Raw genomic sequence first — 18,321 nt, forward strand, 5'->3', positions numbered from 1 at the left:
CCAGCCAACCGTTTGTCCTGTTTATTATGTGATCGGTGAGAAAATCCCACCGATCCGTTTTAGTGTACCAATTTTTGTCGGTTACGCCATCAGTTCGAACATTTGTCCAAACTCTTCGCGCAGTTCTGTTTCATCAGAAAGATCTGGATCACCTGCATAGACTTCCGCCAGATCCGCACGCTTGCGGGCCTTACCATCGAGAACCGGAACACGTGCGGCAACCTTCACCAGCTCTTCCATCACCCCCGCGCAATAGAGAACGATATCACAACCTGCAGTCGTAATGCCTTCGGCGATATCACCAAGATCTCCCGAGAGTGCCTTCATCGAAATATCGTCGCTGATGACCAGACCGTCGAACTGGATAACATCGCGAATGATCGTATTGATGACTGTCGGCGATAAGGTCGACGGACGCTTGGGATCGATGCAATCAAAGATTACATGTGCGGTCATTGCCATTGGAAGATCGTTCAACGCCTTGAACGGCACAAAATCATGCGCGACCAGCTCACTGAGCGGCACACCAACGCGGGCTAGTTCCTTGTGTGTGTCGCTGAATGCGCGGCCATGACCTGGCATGTGCTTCACCACAGGCAGCACACCACCGGCAAGAAGCCCTTCAGCAGCGGAGCGACCCATTGCAGCAACGCTATACGGATTCTTGGAATAAGCGCGTGCGCCGATTACATCGTGTGCGCCTTCAATAGGAACATCGAGAACCGGCAGACAATCAGCATTGACGCCGACTTTCAGAAGATCAAAAGCGTGTAGTCGTGCATGAAGCCAAGCGGCACGAAGACCCGCTTCATTGTCACGATCATAGATCGCACCAATTTGTGCAGCTGCTGGGTAGTTCGGAACAAGTGGAGGGCGCAGGCGCTGAACGCGTCCGCCTTCCTGATCAATGAAAACAGGTGTTTGGGGACGGTCGGTCACATCGCGCAGTTGCGCGGTCAGCTCTGCAACCTGTTCAAGGCTTTCCACATTGCGTGCAAAGAGAATAAAGCCCCAAGGCTTTTCATCACGGAAGAAAGCCACCTCATCCGGCGTCAGCTTTGTTCCTGCCACGCCAGCAATCCACGCCTTGCACTCTTTCATGCAGCATTCCTTTGATCTGTTTTATGCTCAAACCAGTGATAGGGGTTTAGCCGAAAAATCACCGCCATGGTAGCCATACGAAAAGGGCGGCAAATGCCGCCCTTCTTATTTTTTCGTCTGATAAATCTTACTGCGTCACGAAGCAGCTACCGCCGGCAGTCTTGAAGCGACCGCAAAGTGCATTGGCATCGTCTTTCGAACCTGCCTGGACACGAACACGGTAATAAGTGCCCTTGTTTGGAATATCTGCGCGTTTGATATCCACAGCCCGGCCACCGATCACGCTGCCATAACGCTGTGCCATGTTGGCATAGGACTTCTGTGCCAGTTCAGCAGATGGCTGCGAAGCAATCTGGATGAAATATCCACCACCGGCAGCAGAAGCGACCTGAGGTGCAGCGGCCGCAGGCGCCTGAGCCTGCGCGCGTTGTGGCACGTTGCCAACAATATTGGTTGGCTGTTCAGCTGGACGCGATGGCACGACTGGCGCACGAACTGGCGCTGCTGGTGCCTGAGCCGCAGGTGCTGGCTGCGTAGCCGGTGTGTTTACGACAGGCTCCTGCGGTGCGTTGCCAGCCGCAAGCGCTGCAATTTCATCAGTGTCTGCTGGTGGCGCAATTGGTGCGTCATTGCCTGCCGAGTTTGTTGGGCTTGCGGTATTTGTTGGATTGACTGTGTTGGTTGGCGCTGGTGCTTGAGTCACAGGTGCAGGTTGCTGTGCCTGAACGATTGTGCCATCGGGACGAACGATCATCGTTTCGACTTCACGCGGCTGGATCAGCGGTGCATCCTGACCGGAGTTCGATGGTGCTTCAGCCGTCTGATTTGGCTCAGGGAAATCATTCGCACCCGCATCATTATCCTGCGCACCCAAATCAACCGGCTCTTCACCAGCAGAGATCAAAGCTTTCTGCTCTGGATTGTTCGGCAATGTGCCAGCAACGCGATCATAGACAGCCTTGTCCTGATTGGGGACAGTCGCTCCACCCGGATTTTCCGGCTGCACTTTGATCGGCTGATTATCAGCACGAATCACAACTGGCTCGCCCGAACCGCTTCCACCAAGGAAGTGGTAGCCGATGCCGCCAATAAGCACTGCAATGCCTGCAACACTTGCGAGGATCAGACCACGACGACCACGAACCGGACGATTGCGGTAAGCCTCTGCAGCGCTACCGAGATCGTCTTCGGGCTGCATGGCTGCTCGTGTGCCGAATTCGCCGCTCTCTATCGTCTGGGCGCCCTGTGCTGCCCAATGATTGTAGAAATCATCGCTGCTACCACCGGCATCTGCCACATTAGACTGTGGTGCCGCAGGCTGCGCTGTTGGATTTGCGCGTCCATAAGCGGCCGTAGCTGCAGCGGTTGCCGCACCAAGACCGAGAGCAGCACCAGCCGCCACGCCTGCATTTGGCATGTAGGACGAAGCGCTTTCACGGAAAATATCTTCAAAAGCCTTGTCGGCTTCGCTCTGCGCATCCGTTTTTGTGGCTGTCTCATCAACACCGATAGTGTTGAACACTTCCGCAAATTCGGTTTCCAGATCAGTCAAACCAGCATTTGCTTCTTCTTCGCCATAACTGACTTCCGGCAAATCCAGTGAATGCGTCTGTTCAACCTTGCTATCAGCGACACTCAGCGTTTCAATTTCCGGTGCAGGCGCAACGAAAGCAGAACGTGGGTCCGCGTAATTGGTGAAAGATGGAGCTGCTGGATGCGCCTCTTCTTGATCATAGGTCGCGTGGGCATAGACAGGCTCACCGACCTGTTCGTCTTCAACTTCTGACGCCAAATCGAGATCATCTGCATTGAAGAAGTCTTCTTCACTAAAGAAGTTCGAATCATTTGCAGCGACAGACGACTGCGCGTCGCCTGACGGTTCAAATCCGAAATCATCTTCGCTCAAAGAGATTTCATCAAGGCCTGAGAGATCATCTTCCGTCGCCTCAGCGGCGACAGGCACAAAGGTCTGCTCATTTTCAAGCGAAAAATCATCGTCGAACGAGAAGTCGTCGTCGAGTGCAGCTTCTTCTGGTTCGTAGCCAGCGGTTTCTGCCCGGGCCGGTTCAGACGCAAGAACACCTGTTGTAGCAGCACCGGCAGCGAAGTTGCTCAGCGTGTAATGCGGGTAGATAGGAGCCTGAGTCTGCGATGTGGCTTCGCGCGCATCATATGGCTCAGGCGCAAAGTTCGCCGCCGTTTCTACAGGCTCATAGGCCTGTGGGTCATCAAGCTGAAAGTCGTCAAACACCGGCTCGGAATCACCATGATGAGCAGGCTCAGCATACGACAGCGCTTCTGCGACAGGTTCTTCGTAACGCGGCGTATATGCTGTGAACTGCTGTGGTTCATCCTGATAAACGGCATCGGGTGCGGAGGCAGGCTGTGGTTCATCACCAAACAGCAGGCTTTCCAGCTCATCTTCAAGCGAAAGCGCCTGATGGGCGGGTGCTGCGGCATAGCTGGTTTCGAACGGCTCGGCAGACTGGACTTCCCAATCATTGCCTACAGCTGCGTTCACCGCTGGCTCGCTCGCATATGGATCAACATACGGCACTTCTGACGGCTGGTATGTGGCGGGGCTGTAGTCGACATAGCCCTGCTCCAAAGGCTCATGCGCCGCATTGATGGCGTGAGGCTCGGCATAGCTTGGCTCCACATGGCTTTCTTCATAAGCCGTGCGCGCTTCGGAATAATCATTGTAGTCGAACTGCGGCACAGGTTCAGAGCGATCCGTTTCGACGAAATCAAACGATTCGGTTGGAGCAACCGGTTCATTTGCGTCCATGTGAATATCAAACTCTTCTTCCAGAGCAGACGCGAGATCGTCTTCCTGAAGCTGAGGCTCTGCATTTTGATAGGAATGTGCGTCCTGATATGGCGTTTGCGCCAACGAAGCCAATTGCTGTTCCGGCTCCGCGAAATCGCCGAAATCACCAAGAAGTTCGCGTTCAAGATCAAAAGAGAGCGCGTCGTCACCAGAATCAAAATTTGGCTCAGGACGATACTCACTTCGCGCAACTTTGTTATCAGCAGACGCGCCGAAGTCCATGATCCGTGAAAGTTCCATCAGCGGATCGTCTTCATGCAGCGGACGCTCGCCGTAATTACGGGGATTAGCACTGCTGTCCGTCATGGTGTGTTCCTAACTCAAACCCTGGACGCCGCAAGACGTCTCGATACATTACGTTGTAGCGAGGCAATGTGGGCAAAAGTTGACGGAAGTTTCCTGCGCCTGAAGGAAGATCGACGACTTGCACCCTCGTTGATCTTCCATCTTTTTGACTTGCCGACATCCGCACAACACCTTGGTTGAACTTGCGGATGACGAAACCGTCCTAGCGCATTTCCGTTGGAGCATCCGCACCGATTATTGTTAAACCGGACGTCAGCACATCGGAAACGACCTGTACTAGCCCTAGCCTTGCTAGAGACAATTCTGGATCGTTAACCTTAATAAAACGTAAGTCTGTGTTCTCGGTGCCCTTATTCCACTGAGAATGGAAGGCGCTGGCGAGGTCATAGAGGTAAAAAGCGAGGCGATGTGGCTCCTGATGCGTCGCCGCAGCTTCGATCAGGCGCGGATATTCTGCGAGCTTGCGAACGAGTGCTATTTCACTCTCATCGGTCAGCTTGTCGAAGTGTCCGGCCATCGATACGCGATCAAGATCGCTCAGCCCCAGCTGATCGACTGCCTGACGGAAAACCGAATGGCAACGTGCCGAAGCATATTGCACGTAGAAGATCGGATTGTCCTTGGACTGCTCAGTCACTTTCGCAAAATCGAAGTCGAGCGGCGCATCGTTCTTCCGATAAAGCATCATGAAACGAACCGGATCGCGGCCAACCTCATCCACCACTTCACGCAGCGTGATGAATTCACCCGAACGCTTCGACATACGCACAGGTTCGCCATCGCGGAACAGCTTCACCAGCTGGCAAAGCAGAACGGTGAGCTTTGCTTTGCCGTCAGAAACAGCTCGTGTAACAGCTTCGAGACGCTTGACGTAACCGCCATGATCGGCGCCCAGCACATAAATCATCTCATTGAAGCCGCGATCATACTTGTCTTTGAAGTAAGCAACGTCAGCAGCAAAATAGGTGAATGTGCCGTCAGACTTCATCAGTGGACGATCGATATCATCCCCCACTTCGGTCGAGCGGAACAAGGTCTGTTCACGATCTTCCCATTCTTCCGGCAACTGTCCCTTTGGCGGAGGCAGCTTTCCCTTGTAGACGTGGCCCTTTAGCGTCAGATCATTAATCGCAGCGCGGATGACGCGCGCATGATCGGCATGAAGATTACGCTCGGAATAGAAGACGTCATGATGCACATTCAGCGCTTCCAGGTCGGCGCGGATCATCACCATCATCGCAGCGATGGTGCGTTCTTTTACGATAGCAAAAGCCTCTTCTTCCGGCATTTCGAGAAGCTTGCTGCCAAACTCCTTGGCTAGGGTTTCGCCAACTGGAACGAGATAATCGCCCGGATAAAGGCCTGCTGGAATCTCGCCAATCTCTTCACCAAGTGCTTCGCGGTAACGCAGAATAACCGAACGCGCCAGCACGTCGATCTGTGCACCTGCATCGTTGATATAATATTCTTTGACGACGTCGAAGCCCGCAAATTTCAACAGATTTGCCAGCACGTCACCGACGACCGCGCCACGGCAATGGCCAACATGCATTGGACCTGTCGGGTTCGCTGAAACGTATTCGACGTTGACTTTGGTGCCCGTGCCAAGCTTCGAGCGTCCAAAATCGGTGCCTTCATTGAGCATCGATGCCAATTCGCGCTGCCAATAGGTGTCTTTCAGGCGCAGATTGATGAAGCCCGGACCTGCAACATCAACCGTGGCGACATCCTTGTCGGACTTCAGCGCATCGGCGATCGCAGTGGCAAGTTCACGCGGGTTCTGACCCACAGCTTTGGAAAGCACCATGGCGGCATTGGTGGCAATATCACCATGCGACGCGTCGCGCGGTGGTTCCACACTGATACGCGACAAATCTAGATCGCAGCCATCTTTCGCTTTCAGATCAATATCTTGCAACGTTTTTTTAATACGCGCGTCGAAATCTGCAAAGATATTCATGGTTCGTCCTGTCAGGCTTCCGTCCGGTTATAGTTATGATTTCCGGCGTCGGCTCGTCATAAAAATAGCAAAGATCCCGACGCTTTTAAGCTCCAGGACCCGCTTCGTCCCGACCCGATTAAGCTAAATCGGGTGTATGGTCAAACAATCGTCGGTGTTCTCGCACTGCATAATTGTCAGTCATACCGGCCAGATAGTCGGCGACACGACGAGCACGGCCCGCCTCATCAAGCGTTTCGCACCCCGATTGCCATTCCGCTGGCATGATGGTGGTATCATCAAAACAAATATCGAACAGGTCTTGCACGATTTTATCGGCTGCATGCCTGCGAACAACGACGCTGTCGTGAAAATAGAGGTTCTTGAACAAAAAGCGCTTCAGGACTTTTTCTTCGTCCCTCATCGTATCCGAGAAGCCCACAAGCGCGCGCGGTTGTGCGTGCACATCCTCTAAATTCTGAGGATTGGCAGCAGTGATACGACGCTGAGATTCAGCAATCACGTCTTCGACCATGATGGTGATTTGCCGACGGACCAGTTCATGGCCCGTACGCACAGGATCAAGCGCGGGATAGCGCGTCTTTACCAAATCGAGCAAGCGCTTGGTCAACGGCACTTCGTCGAGACCTTCTAGCGTCAGCAGGCCGGAGCGCAGGCCGTCGTCGATATCATGAGCGTTGTAAGCAATATCGTCTGCGATGGCAGCACATTGCGCCTCAAGGCTCGCAAAGCGCGACAATTCGAGATCATAGCGTTCATTAAAATCGAGGATGGGCAGTGGAACCGGCTCATCTGAATGTGAGGCAAAGGGACCGACCAACGGACCATTATGCTTTACCAGCCCTTCGAGGGTTTCCCACGAGAGGTTTAGCCCGTCAAAATCCGCATAGCGGTGTTCAAGCTTCGTCACAATACGCAGGGACTGCGCGTTATGGTCAAAGCCACCATAGAGCTTCATACGCTCATTGAGCGCTTCTTCGCCGGTATGACCGAACGGCGTATGTCCAAAATCATGCACAAGGGCCACGGCCTCCGCGAGATCTTCATCCAGTCGCAAAGCACGCGCCAGCGCGCGGGCAATCTGCGCCACCTCGATGGTATGGGTCAGACGGGTTCGATAGTGATCGCCTTCATGGGCAATGAAAACCTGCGTCTTATGTTTGAGGCGACGAAAGGCCGTCGAGTGAATGATTCGGTCGCGATCGCGCTGGAAAGGCGTTCGCGTTGCGCTTTCAGGCTCAGGAACCAGCCGTCCACGGGTCAGGGCAGGATTGCAGGCGTAGGGCGCGCGTTCGCGATAACCGAAGCCAATTCCTTCCAGCGATCCAATTCCTTCCGGGGACATTGCGATGCATTCCTCACTGTAATATGATTACGCTAAATTCAGGTGGACATTGACTTCCACACGTTGCGTTCATAGCTATCAGTTAAACATGAAGGCAAGTACGCGTTTGTTGGAAATTCTGGACAATTCCCAATTGGTTCAATCCAGCATAGGCGACAGCAAGCGGAACAAGGCAGATGACAGACATTACCGTTTCTGAATCCGCAGCCAAGCGGATTGCAAAAATTATCAGTTCCGAACCGGGCAAAACCGCACTTCGCGTTTCTGTCGAGGGCGGCGGCTGCTCTGGCTTTTCTTACAAGTATGATCTGGTTGACGATCAATCCGATGATGACATCGTCATCGAAAAGCTTGGCGCCAAGGTACTGATCGACTCGATCTCCGTTCCTTACATGGATGGTTCCCAGATCGATTTCGTCGACGACCTGATGGGACAATCGTTTCAGATCCGCAATCCGAACGCCACGGCATCCTGCGGTTGCGGCACAAGCTTCGCAATCTGATTAATTCCAAAGTTCGAAAAGAAACCGGCTGCATAATGCAGCCGGTTTTGTTTTATCAGGCTTTAAAGCATTTCCAGCAAAAGTGCGAAGCGGCTTTGCGTTGGATAATGCGTAAAAACAAAAATTAAAGCGGCTCCTACGATTCAGTCTGGACTGGAGCCGCTTTAACAGATGAAACCGTCGCATCGATATGGTCGACCAGCGCATCCGGTAAACCAAGACGACCAGCCAGCATATCGAGATATCCACGCTCTGAACGGCTGTCGGGGTCGATGGTCAGACGCGAAGCGGTATAAAGCTCGACCTTCTGTTCTTCAGTCTGAGCAGCGGCTACCAACGCATCGATATCAATCGGATCAGCGAGTTCCTTCTCAAAGAAAGCTTCCGCTTCATCATCAAGGCCTGAAATCTGAACCTTTTCCATGATGCGTGCGCGTTCCGCATCATCGATATGGCCGTCAGCCTTCGCAGCAGCAATCATTGCCTGCACAAGCGTCAGTGCAAAACTGTTGCTCATGGTCGGCGACTGCGGATGAAACGGAGAATCTGCCGGTGGCGGCGGAAGCAATACAGGCTGCCCTGCTGCCTGTGGTTCTGCGGTCTGCGGCGCGGTTTCTGCGGTCTGCGGCGCTTGGCCAGACTTGTAATTCTTGTAGGCGAGATAACCCAGACCAGCGATAGCTGCGATACCGCCTGCTGTCGCTACATTACCGGCGAGCTTGCGTCCGGTCTTTGTACCGAGAATTGCGGCAGCAATTGCGCCAGTAGCCAAGGGGTTTTTCTTGGCCAGATCGGTGGCCTGCCCTGCCTTATCGCGAACGCTTCCAGACATGCCGGGAATTTGTGATCCCAGAAACTGATCGAGAAGCTTTTTGGCGTCGAACATTCAAATCTCCTGTTTGGCTACTGTTGTTGGGAGATAGGAATGCGAAAGCGGCAATACAAATGGCCTTTGAATAATAATCGGACCAATTCGAAATTCTGTGATGGAGCGAGGGCAGCGCTTGCCCTCACCTCGTCTTCCGCCTAATCATTTGTTCATGAAAATCGCGACATGGAACATTAATGGCGTCAAGGCGCGTATCGAAAACCTCCAGCATTGGCTGAAGGAATCGTCGCCTGATATCGCCTGCCTTCAGGAAATCAAGTCGGTGGATGATCTGTTCCCGCGACTAGAGATTGAAGCGCTCGGCTATCACGTCGAAACTCATGGTCAGAAGGGCTTTAACGGGGTCGCTATCCTTTCCAAAAAATCGCCTGATGAAGTCAATCGCGGGTTACCCGGCGATGATAGCGATGAACAGGCGCGCTTCATTGAAGCCGTTTTCTCGACGGAAAAGGGTGTTCTCCGTGTGGTGTCGCTATATTTGCCCAACGGTAATCCGGTAGATACAGAGAAATTCCCTTACAAGCTTTCCTGGATGCAGAGGCTGGAAAACTGGGCGAAGAGCCGACTTGAACTGGAAGAGCCACTTGTTCTCGCTGGCGATTATAACGTCATCCCGGAGCCTAACGACGCGAAAAACCCGCAGCAATGGCTCGGTGACGCGCTGTTTCAGCCGCAATCACGTCAGGCATTCCGTCGGCTTGAAAATATGGGCTTTACCGAAGCAGTTCGTGCGGCGACGGATGAAGACGGCGTCTATACATTCTGGGATTATCAGGCCGGTGCGTGGCAGAAGAACAATGGCATTCGCATCGATCATCTGATGTTGTCGCCGGAAGCGGCAAACCATTTCGTTTCAACAGATATCGAAAAACACGTCAGAGCGTGGGAAAAGCCGTCAGATCATGTGCCTGTGACGGTAACATTGTCCGTCTGATCTTACGATTGGGAGCTTTGTTAAATGCAAAGCTCATTCTTCAGTTGTTAGAGCATTTCCAGCAAAAGTGCGAAGTGGTTTTGCGTTGGATAATGCGTAAAAACAAATAGATAGAGCGGTTCCAACGATTCATTCTTAACTAGAGCTGCTCTAAAAGTCGCCTTTGGCAACATAGTTGCTGGAGAGAGCTATGGCATTGCGGCGGTCAGCTTCACCGGCGATTGAAAAAGCCTGTTCCTGCATATCGCGAATCCAAGTGCAATCCTCCGTCGGGCAACGCTCGAACGCTGCGGTGAGCATGGCAAGGCCGCGAACGGTCTTTCCAGCCTGAAACAGCATATTGCCCAGCATGGCCTGCGCGCTTGCATTCCCCTTCTTGGCTGCAAGCTGGAACCAACGAGCCGCCTGCATTGAATTGCGTTCTCCGCCCTCGCCGTCCAGTAGCATCTTGCCAAGTTCATACTGAGCAGCAGGATCGCCAAAGTTGGATGCAGCCTGCACATAGAGGTTACGTGCGAACTTTGGATCAGAATCAACCGGGGAACCCGGAATACCGCGCCTTACATAGCCTGCGAGTGCGACCAGCGCATCAGCGACATAGGGTTCGTTCTCAGAACCCGGTTCTGCACCGTCGCGGACGATCTTTTCAAAAATCTGATAGGCTTCATAATCGTTCTCTGCAACGCCGTCGCCATCGGCATACATGCGAGCCAGCTTCCACTTGGCACCCTGATGACCACGTTCCGCTGCATAACGCAACGCCTTGATGGCTTCGTCCTTGTGGCCGCTCTTATAGGCAGAGAAACCGAACTTGAAGAGTTCGAACGGGCTCCGTGACTTTTCAGAGTCATCGTTCAGATCAAATGCCGAAGCGCTGTTGCAGACAATGGCCAAGCCAAGTGCCGCAGCGATAAGGGGATATGAAAAACTGCGAATACGCATCACAACGCTGGTCTTTCACATTGGGTAGAAGTTGATGACATAAGTGACAGAGTACATTGTCTTTTCGTCAACACTGCGACCCGATTTTGACGGAATAAAGCTCGGCTATTGCCAGAAACACGAAATGAAAACAGAGCAGTCTTTTCGCTGCTCAAAAACGGATCGTTGTGAAACAATGCGTCTTTCTTCATTTCTTCCTGTCCTGAGGGAACTAACGTTTCCCGGAGTTGTTAATAGCTTTTGCCTTTCCTATCCGGTGACGCTTCTTTGTGGCGGGAAATGGGCAAAATGTGTCTCCCGTCTTTCTAGCCTAAAGCAATGGTAAAGACTGTTGCTGAATCAACACAAAATGAAATGTTGTTGGCCCCAATTAGTTGTGGTGACCCATTGGTGCATGAGCGATGGAATTTCGCAAAGCCGCCGGATGAGTTATGATCTGACGAAGGTCGGGGGCAGCAGATAATGAGCAACAGACGGCGCTATTACCGGCGGCCATATCAGACAGGACAAGGAAGAAGAGGTGGAGCTTTCCGCAGCATCTTCTTAACTTTGCTTATCTTTTCCGCTCTCGTTGCAATTATCGTATCTCTGCCAGTCAACCGTCAGCCCAAAGAATCATTGGCGGGCACCGTCTATGTTATTGACGGCGACACCGTCATTCTCAACAAGGTTCACATCCGCCTTTTGGGTATCGACGCACCGGAGATGGAGCAAAGCTGTCAGACCGGTGAACGCACCTATCTCTGCGGTCGGGAAGCGCGCAATGCGCTGCGCGGCAGAATCAGCGGAGCTACGATTCGCTGCGAAAAAGAAGGGCTTGATAAATACGGGCGAGATCTCGGGCGATGCTATCTTGGTGAGACCGATCTTAACCGTTGGATGGTGGAACAGGGCTGGGCTGTCTCTTATGGCGACTATAGAAGCGAAGAGGTCGTCGCCCGCCGTGAAAAACTTGGGTTATGGGCGGGTAGCTTTGAAGCACCTTACCAATGGCGCAAAGAGCATCAGAAGCCAAATGTAGAGGCGGAAACGGGCCACGAGGCGCCCTCATCCGATGCAATCAGCGATGTGATCAACTATATCAGAGGCTGCGTCTCTGCCCTGTTCAACTCTCTCTGGTCTGGAGCCCAATAGGAATAATGGAAAATCTGGACGAGCTAAGGCACTCGATCCGGGCCTGTCGGATTTGCCGTGACACGCCTCAGTTTCTGCCACCTCTGCCGCACGAACCCAATCCGGTATGTATAATCTCGGATACTGCACGCATTGCGATCTGTGGGCAGGCTCCGGGCATTCGAGTGCATAACAGCTCCCTGCCGTTTAACGACCCTTCCGGTGACCGCTTGAGGCAATGGCTCGGCACAACACGCGAAGAGTTTTACGATCCGGCGCGTTTCGCAATTGTGCCAATGGGTTTCTGCTTTCCTGGTTATGACAAACAGGGCGGTGATCTTCCCCCGCGCCGCGAATGTCGTCAGACTTGGCACGACCGCGTCTTTGCTTCTATGCCGCAACTCGAGTTCATTCTTGTCGTCGGGCAGTATGCACTCGCCTATCATTTGCCCGAATGGCGCAAAACCAGCCTCACAGAAACAGTCCAGAACTGGCGCAGCTTTATGGAAACGCCGAATTCTGCCGGACGAACAGTTTTACCTCTGCCGCACCCATCCTGGCGCAACAGCGGCTGGCTCAAACGGAATCCTTGGTTTGATCAGGAAGTCGTTCCTCTCCTTCGCCAAAAAGTCCGTCACCTGATCGACGTTAGAAAATAAATTTTAGATCCTTTATTTTCATTAGAATAAATTTCCTGTAATTTCGGATGAATGCGAACCATAAGGTATGAAGTTTCATTGATCCGGAAAGTTCGGGAAACGATTTCTAATACCGGGATAAAAAACGTATGGACAGGCTCGACAGAAAAATACTGCGCTTACTGCAGGAAGACGCAACACTGGCGGTAGCAGATGTCGCCAAGAAGGTTGGCCTCTCCACAACCCCTTGCTGGCGCCGCATCCAGAAACTCGAGGAAGACGGCGTCATTAAGCGCCGCGTCGCAATCCTCGACCCTGTACGCGTCAACACACGCGTTACCGTATTCGTATCAGTGCGTACCAGCTCGCACAGCAATGAATGGTTGAAGCGCTTCTCGGAAGTGGTTCAGGAATTCCCTGAGGTCATCGAATTTTACCGCATGAGCGGTGATGTCGATTATCTGCTGCGTATAGCAGTGCCAGATATTGCGGCCTATGACGCGTTTTATAAGCGCCTTATCAGCAAGATCGAAATTCGTGATGTGTCCTCATCCTTTGCTATGGAGCAGATCAAGTACACGACCGAACTGCCGCTCGACTACATGGTTCTGGACAAAGAAAACAATTAAAAGCTTTCATCACAGATGAAAAAGCCCGGAAAATTCCGGGCTTTTTTGTGTTCATTTTGTGGTGCTTGTGACACCAGCTTGTTCAAATGTTGCCATTCCGCTATGGCAAAGCGCCGCGGCCTTGACGATACCAGCGGCCAATGCGGCACCTGTACCTTCACCAAGACGCATCCCAAGATCAAGAAGCGGCTTCTTGCCCATCTTTTCAAGCATCAGTCGATGACCGGGTTCTGCCGACACATGGCCGAAAAGGCAATGGTCGAGCGCTTCAGGATTTGCGGCGTACAGCACGGCAGCAGCCGCACTGGCCACAAAACCATCAACGATCACTGGAATTTTCTCCATGCGCGCGGCAAGAATTGCACCAGCCATAGCAGCAACCTCACGTCCGCCGAGACGACGCAGAACTTCCAGTGGATCTTTAAGATGCGCCTGATGAAGCGTGATAGCAGCACGAACTGCAGCAAGCTTGCGTTCCAAAAGATCACCCGTCGACCCCGTACCCGGCCCAACCCAATCTTCAGCAGTACCGCCGAAGAGTGCTAGGGCAATGGCTGCTGCAATCGTTGTGTTGCCGATGCCCATTTCGCCGATGCAGAGAAGATCAGTGCCGCCGGCAATGCCTTCCATGCCAAACGCCATTGTCGCCGCACAGGTACGTTCATCCATTGCCGGTTCTTCGGTGATGTCTGCGGTCGGATGTTCCAGCGCGAGGTCGAAAACCTTGAGACCAAGATCGTTGGCAATGCATATCTGGTTGATTGCTGCGCCGCCCGCAGCAAAGTTCTCGACCATCTGTGCCGTCACACTTGATGGGAACGGCGTGATGTTTCTGGCAGTCACTCCATGATTGCCTGCAAAGACAGCGACCAGCGGGCGATTGATCTGCGGCACCGATTTGCCAGTCCATGCGGCAAGCCACGCAACAATCTCTTCAAGCTGCCCAAGTGAGCCTGCTGGCTTGGTCAGTGTCGCTTCCCGCGCACGTACAGCCGCTTCTGCACCAAGATCAGGCCCGGGCAGATTGCGGATGAGTTCACGGAAATCGTCAAAAGGAAGGCCACTGGCGCTCATATCGTCTAGTCCAATCAATCAATGGAGGATACAAAACTGTTGTGCTCGTCCTATAAGCACTGACGTAAATTTTCAAATCACCTCTTTGCGCCACACCCTATTGGCGGCAAATATTCCGGCCAGCGGCATTATAGTTCTTAAAGCGGAGCAAGCAGTTGCAGCGAAACAGCTTCATAGGAGATACAATTCGTTCTCTGGGCTTTCTGAGCCGTCTGCCTTTGCCGCATAGCTGGCTTGCAGACGCAGATGAAGGCTTGGGCGATTCGCTGAAAACGAGTATGCGCGCGTTCCCTCTGGCGGGCGCGGTTCTTGGATTTCTGGCTGGCCTCGCCCTTCTGGTATCCGATTATCTGCACCTTCCAGCGATTGTTTCGGGCTTGATCGCCGTCGGCATGCTGGCAGCGATGACCGGTGCGCTGCATGAAGATGGTCTTGGTGATACTGCGGACGGCTTCTTTGGTGCGTCAACGCCTGATCGTCGTCTCGATATCATGAAAGATTCGCGGATTGGTACCTTTGCAGCACTCGCACTCATCATCTGGACCGGTATCAAGGTTTCGCTACTTGCTGCCATTATTGATCGTGCTGGCGCATGTTATGCGGCTCTGGCGCTGATTGGAGCAGAAGCTGCAAGTCGTGCTGCAATCCTCGCTCTCTGGCACGGATCACCGTCTGCACGCCCCGGTGGGCTCGCAGATAATCTGGGCGCACCCAAATGGGAGACATTCGTTTGCGCATGTGCAATCGCGCTGGCGATACTGATGATAACCATCATCCCTGCAGGCGGATTAATGGCTCTCATCAAGGTGCTCATTTTCAACGTCGTGCTTTTATTTGGCTTTGCAAAACTCTGCCTGGTCAAAATTGGCGGACAAACCGGTGATACGCTGGGTGCTGCGCAACAGATCAGTGCCGTCGCAGTGTTACTCGGTCTTGTCACAACGCTTTGACGTGACCACATTGACCTTATGAACGCGGCAACAATTGAATCGCCATGCATTCTGGTATGCGTGATGGACATTCAGACCGGATTTTGTCTCGGCTGCGCCCGCACACTCGATGAAATTGCCGAATGGTCCTCAATGAAGGACGATCAACGACGAGCAATCATGGCGCTTTTACCTGCACGTCATGAAAGACTGGAAAAGAAAGAAAGCTGATGGGGCGTTTGTTCTGGATCGTGATTGCTGCAATTGCAGTTGTCATATTGTTGCTGATGGCGAACGATGACAGCGGAACTACGCTTGGCATTGCGAATGATGCCTTTGGTCAGGCTGCCTATATGGGCATCTGGGGCGTCGTGCTTGCAGCAGGTTTGCTTGGTTCGGGAATCAAGCTGAGTGACTTTGCCCGTAACATGGCCGTGTGGGCGGTCATCATCCTCGGTCTCGTCGCGGCCTATCAGTATCGCTATGAGCTTCAGGATGCGGGCAGTCGCATTACGGCCGGGCTTATTCCCGGCAGCCCTATTTCAGGCCGTGCCGCCGATGGTTCCCTTACCGTAACATTGGCAAAGTCTGCCAACGGGCATTTCGAGGTTAATGGCCGTGTGAATGATGCGCGCGTCCATTTCCTTGTCGATACTGGTGCGTCTTCTGTCGTGCTTTCAAAGGAAGACGCAGAGCGCGCAGGCATCGACACGTCATCGCTCAACTATTCGGTGCCGATCAACACCGCGAACGGAAGAGCTACCGCTGCCAGCATCACCATTGCAAAATTACAGATCGGTGACATTGAACGGCAGAATATCCGTGCAATGGTGACACAGGAAGGACTGATGACCGGCAGTCTGCTCGGTATGAACTTCCTGCAAACGCTGGGCGGGTTCAGCGTTCGCGGCGATCAGCTTATTATGATGGATTAAAGCATTTGAGCCAAAAGCGCGAAGCGGTTTTGCGTGAGACGCGATTCCGACGATTCAGTCTTAACTGAAGCCGCTCTGGAGCGACGCGCATCTAATCGTAACCACTGCATTCGCTCTAGATTTTTTAATTGTCGCATGTTCGCGAACGCTAAATGAATCCATTTAACTGCGACATGCTCTAGGCAGCTTCGCTGCTGGCTTCCATGATAGTCGCATAGGCCTGACGCAGCACATTGCTGTTCGCGCCGGGCTTGGCGGCATCTGTTGACAAGATTTGACGCCAGCGGCGCGCACCTGGCTGCCCCATGAACAATCCAACCATGTGGCGGCTTATGTGTGAAAGCCTGCCGCCATCCGCAATGTGCCGATCAACATAGTCGCACATTGCCTCGATGATTTCGGTCATATCCGTAGGCTTTTCATCATCTCCATAAATGAGATGATCGACGTCCGCGAGCAATGCCGGATTATGATAAGCGGCACGCCCAAGCATGACGCCATCCAGATGATCGAGATGCGATATCGCATCTTCCAGAGTGCTTATACCGCCATTGATACCAATGAATGGCGCATCAAGGCGCTGTTTGAGACGATAGACACGATCATAATCAAGCGGCGGAATATCGCGATTTTCCTTTGGAGACAGCCCTTTCAGCCATGCTTTGCGGGCATGAACCCAAAGCGCATCCGCGCCTGCTTCAAGAACCTGATCTGCAACTGCATCCAGTGCCACTTCCGGGTCCTGATCATCAACGCCTATCCGGCATTTGACTGTGACGGGCACCGAGACAACTTCCTTCATGGCGGCGACGCAACGTGCAACCACTTCCGGTGTCTGCATCAGACAAGCGCCGAATGTGCCGGACTGAACACGGTCAGACGGGCAGCCGACATTGAGATTGATTTCATCATAGCCAAAGCCAGCGCCAATTCGTGCAGCTTCCTGTAGTTTGACCGGATCGGAACCGCCAAGCTGCAAAGCAACGGGATGTTCCGTTGCATCAAATCCCATGAGCCGTTCACGCGGTCCATGGATTGCCGCATCAGCAACGACCATCTCTGTGTAGAGCAAAGCGCGCTTGGAAAATAGGCGGTGAAAATAGCGACAATGGCGATCCGACCAGTCGAGCATCGGCGCAACAGAGAACCGGTGATCTGGATAGTTGTGATTTTTATTTTTTATTTCAGTCATTTAAACAACAATCCTGAGAATGCGATTCATCCAGATGTTTGGCGTTTTATCTGGCTATGGGTTGATACACCCTGCATCAAGTGGCGCAAAAAGCCATAAACGAAGCAAATGATCAAGTTTTGTCGTTTGGGCCAAGGTTTTCAATATAAGAAGCTTGTGTGATTTTTCACGGTATGGCGGACGCAAAAGCAGTCAAAGACAATCATTGTGTTGAATACTGTGACTTTAGCCAATTTTCCGCATTAAGATCAAAACCGAACACGCCCACCTGATTCTGGCTTCCGTTTCTGGCCTTAAAATTCGAGGATCTTCATTTTGACCGACCTATCTCCCTTCAACAAAACATTCGACGCTTTTCTGTTCGATATGGACGGCACAGTGCTGAGTTCCATTGCAGCAACTGAGCGTGTCTGGGGCGAATGGGCAATCCGTCATGGTATTGATCCGGTCACATTTGTTCCAACCATTCATGGCGTGCGTGCTGTCGATACCGTCCGCAGACTGGGCCTGCCACATCTTGATCCAGACACGGAGGCCAAAATCCTGCTTGATGCGGAAATGGCTGATCTGGATGGGATCGTAGCCATTGAAGGTGCGCTCGACTTCCTGAACTCGCTACCGGAAAATCGCTGGGCAATCGTTACCTCGGCACCAATTGAACTGGCGCGGCGTCGTTTGCAGGCCGCAGGCTTGCCAATGCCTAAGACAATTGTTTCCGCTGAAGATGTTGAGCGTGGAAAACCAAGCCCTGAATGCTTCCAGCTCGGTGCAAAGAGGCTCGGCTTCGATCCTCACAATTGTCTTGTGTTTGAAGATGCCCCAGCTGGCATTGTCGCTGGCGAAACCGCTGGTGCGCGCGTCGTTGTCGTAACGGCAACGCACCCGCATTCGCCGGAAACATCGCACAAAAGCATCAACAGCTATCTCGAACTTAAGCTGTCTGTGGACGATGTAACAGGGCAACTTTCACTGGTAGATGCTGAGACCTGAAACAAATAAAC

Annotated in this window: 17 protein-coding genes; 9 read left to right on the top strand and 8 right to left on the bottom strand. The window is 52.8% G+C overall.

Annotation, left to right across the window (positions count from 1 at the left end):
• Positions 1-81: 81 nt before the first annotated feature.
• The 4 genes from nagZ to QBD00_RS12815 form a co-directional block, all read right to left on the bottom strand.
• Positions 82-1,101 (bottom strand): beta-N-acetylhexosaminidase, encoded by a 1,020-nt coding sequence (gene nagZ, locus QBD00_RS12800; RefSeq protein WP_318579696.1) that lies wholly within the window; start codon positions 1,099-1,101, stop codon positions 82-84.
• 127 nt (positions 1,102-1,228) lie between these two features.
• Complete coding sequence (locus QBD00_RS12805) at positions 1,229-4,237, bottom strand: SPOR domain-containing protein (RefSeq protein WP_318579697.1); 3,009 nt, start codon at positions 4,235-4,237, stop codon at positions 1,229-1,231.
• 202 nt (positions 4,238-4,439) lie between these two features.
• Positions 4,440-6,197, bottom strand: a complete 1,758-nt coding sequence (argS, locus tag QBD00_RS12810) for an arginine--tRNA ligase (RefSeq protein WP_318579698.1) — start codon at positions 6,195-6,197, stop codon at positions 4,440-4,442.
• 118 nt (positions 6,198-6,315) lie between these two features.
• Complete coding sequence (locus QBD00_RS12815; RefSeq protein ID WP_095446495.1) at positions 6,316-7,542, bottom strand: deoxyguanosinetriphosphate triphosphohydrolase; 1,227 nt, start codon at positions 7,540-7,542, stop codon at positions 6,316-6,318.
• Between the two features lie 176 nt (positions 7,543-7,718).
• Here QBD00_RS12815 and erpA point away from each other — a divergent pair, with 176 nt between their 5' ends.
• On the top strand, positions 7,719-8,045 hold the full coding sequence (gene erpA, locus QBD00_RS12820; RefSeq protein ID WP_024896593.1) for an iron-sulfur cluster insertion protein ErpA: 327 nt from the start codon (positions 7,719-7,721) through the stop codon (positions 8,043-8,045).
• A 136-nt stretch (positions 8,046-8,181) separates the two neighbouring features.
• Here the strand turns inward: erpA and QBD00_RS12830 are convergent, their stop codons facing one another.
• Positions 8,182-8,931, bottom strand: a complete 750-nt coding sequence (locus QBD00_RS12830; protein WP_264231739.1) for a tellurite resistance TerB family protein — start codon at positions 8,929-8,931, stop codon at positions 8,182-8,184.
• A gap of 154 nt (positions 8,932-9,085) precedes the next feature.
• Between QBD00_RS12830 and xth the strand changes: the two genes are divergently transcribed.
• Positions 9,086-9,868 carry an exodeoxyribonuclease III gene (gene xth / locus QBD00_RS12835; RefSeq protein ID WP_264231740.1) on the top strand — a complete coding sequence of 261 codons (783 nt, stop codon included), beginning with the start codon at positions 9,086-9,088 and terminating at the stop codon, positions 9,866-9,868.
• Between the two features lie 150 nt (positions 9,869-10,018).
• Here xth and QBD00_RS12840 read toward each other — a convergent pair whose 3' ends face one another.
• On the bottom strand, positions 10,019-10,810 hold the full coding sequence (locus QBD00_RS12840; protein ID WP_095446493.1) for a tetratricopeptide repeat protein: 792 nt from the start codon (positions 10,808-10,810) through the stop codon (positions 10,019-10,021).
• Positions 10,811-11,272: 462 nt separating this feature from the next.
• On the opposite strand from QBD00_RS12840, the gene QBD00_RS12845 reads away from it, so the two are divergent.
• The 3 genes from QBD00_RS12845 to QBD00_RS12855 all read left to right on the top strand — a co-directional run bounded on the left by QBD00_RS12845 (position 11,273) and on the right by QBD00_RS12855 (position 13,190).
• Positions 11,273-11,944, top strand: coding sequence for a thermonuclease family protein (locus QBD00_RS12845; protein ID WP_318579699.1), 672 nt, complete (start codon positions 11,273-11,275; stop codon positions 11,942-11,944).
• Positions 11,941-12,582, top strand: coding sequence for a uracil-DNA glycosylase family protein (locus QBD00_RS12850; protein ID WP_095447881.1), 642 nt, complete (start codon positions 11,941-11,943; stop codon positions 12,580-12,582). The genes QBD00_RS12845 and QBD00_RS12850 overlap by 4 nt, the downstream gene beginning before the upstream one ends.
• Before the next feature lie 128 nt (positions 12,583-12,710).
• Complete coding sequence (locus QBD00_RS12855; RefSeq protein ID WP_095446491.1) at positions 12,711-13,190, top strand: Lrp/AsnC family transcriptional regulator; 480 nt, start codon at positions 12,711-12,713, stop codon at positions 13,188-13,190.
• A gap of 51 nt (positions 13,191-13,241) precedes the next feature.
• Here the strand turns inward: QBD00_RS12855 and cobT are convergent, their stop codons facing one another.
• Positions 13,242-14,264, bottom strand: coding sequence for a nicotinate-nucleotide--dimethylbenzimidazole phosphoribosyltransferase (gene cobT / locus QBD00_RS12860; protein ID WP_318579700.1), 1,023 nt, complete (start codon positions 14,262-14,264; stop codon positions 13,242-13,244).
• Positions 14,265-14,419: 155 nt separating this feature from the next.
• On the opposite strand from cobT, the gene QBD00_RS12865 reads away from it, so the two are divergent.
• Genes QBD00_RS12865 through QBD00_RS12875 form a run of 3 tightly spaced genes read left to right on the top strand, consistent with a single transcriptional unit; the run spans position 14,420 to position 16,128 of the window.
• A complete protein-coding gene (locus QBD00_RS12865; protein WP_318579701.1) occupies positions 14,420-15,214 on the top strand; it encodes an adenosylcobinamide-GDP ribazoletransferase in 795 nt (264 codons plus the stop codon).
• A gap of 18 nt (positions 15,215-15,232) precedes the next feature.
• Entirely contained in the window at positions 15,233-15,424 is a 192-nt protein-coding gene (locus QBD00_RS12870; protein ID WP_095446488.1) for a DUF1289 domain-containing protein, read from the top strand.
• On the top strand, positions 15,424-16,128 hold the full coding sequence (locus tag QBD00_RS12875) for a TIGR02281 family clan AA aspartic protease (RefSeq protein WP_318579702.1): 705 nt from the start codon (positions 15,424-15,426) through the stop codon (positions 16,126-16,128). The genes QBD00_RS12870 and QBD00_RS12875 overlap by 1 nt, the downstream gene beginning before the upstream one ends.
• Before the next feature lie 178 nt (positions 16,129-16,306).
• Here QBD00_RS12875 and dusA read toward each other — a convergent pair whose 3' ends face one another.
• Positions 16,307-17,320 carry a tRNA dihydrouridine(20/20a) synthase DusA gene (gene dusA, locus QBD00_RS12880; protein ID WP_318579703.1) on the bottom strand — a complete coding sequence of 338 codons (1,014 nt, stop codon included), beginning with the start codon at positions 17,318-17,320 and terminating at the stop codon, positions 16,307-16,309.
• A gap of 315 nt (positions 17,321-17,635) precedes the next feature.
• On the opposite strand from dusA, the gene QBD00_RS12885 reads away from it, so the two are divergent.
• Complete coding sequence (locus QBD00_RS12885; RefSeq protein WP_318579704.1) at positions 17,636-18,310, top strand: HAD family hydrolase; 675 nt, start codon at positions 17,636-17,638, stop codon at positions 18,308-18,310.
• Positions 18,311-18,321: the final 11 nt, after the last annotated feature.

The organism is Ochrobactrum sp. AN78 (assembly GCF_029909885.1).
GTDB lineage: Bacteria > Pseudomonadota > Alphaproteobacteria > Rhizobiales > Rhizobiaceae > Brucella > Brucella quorumnocens.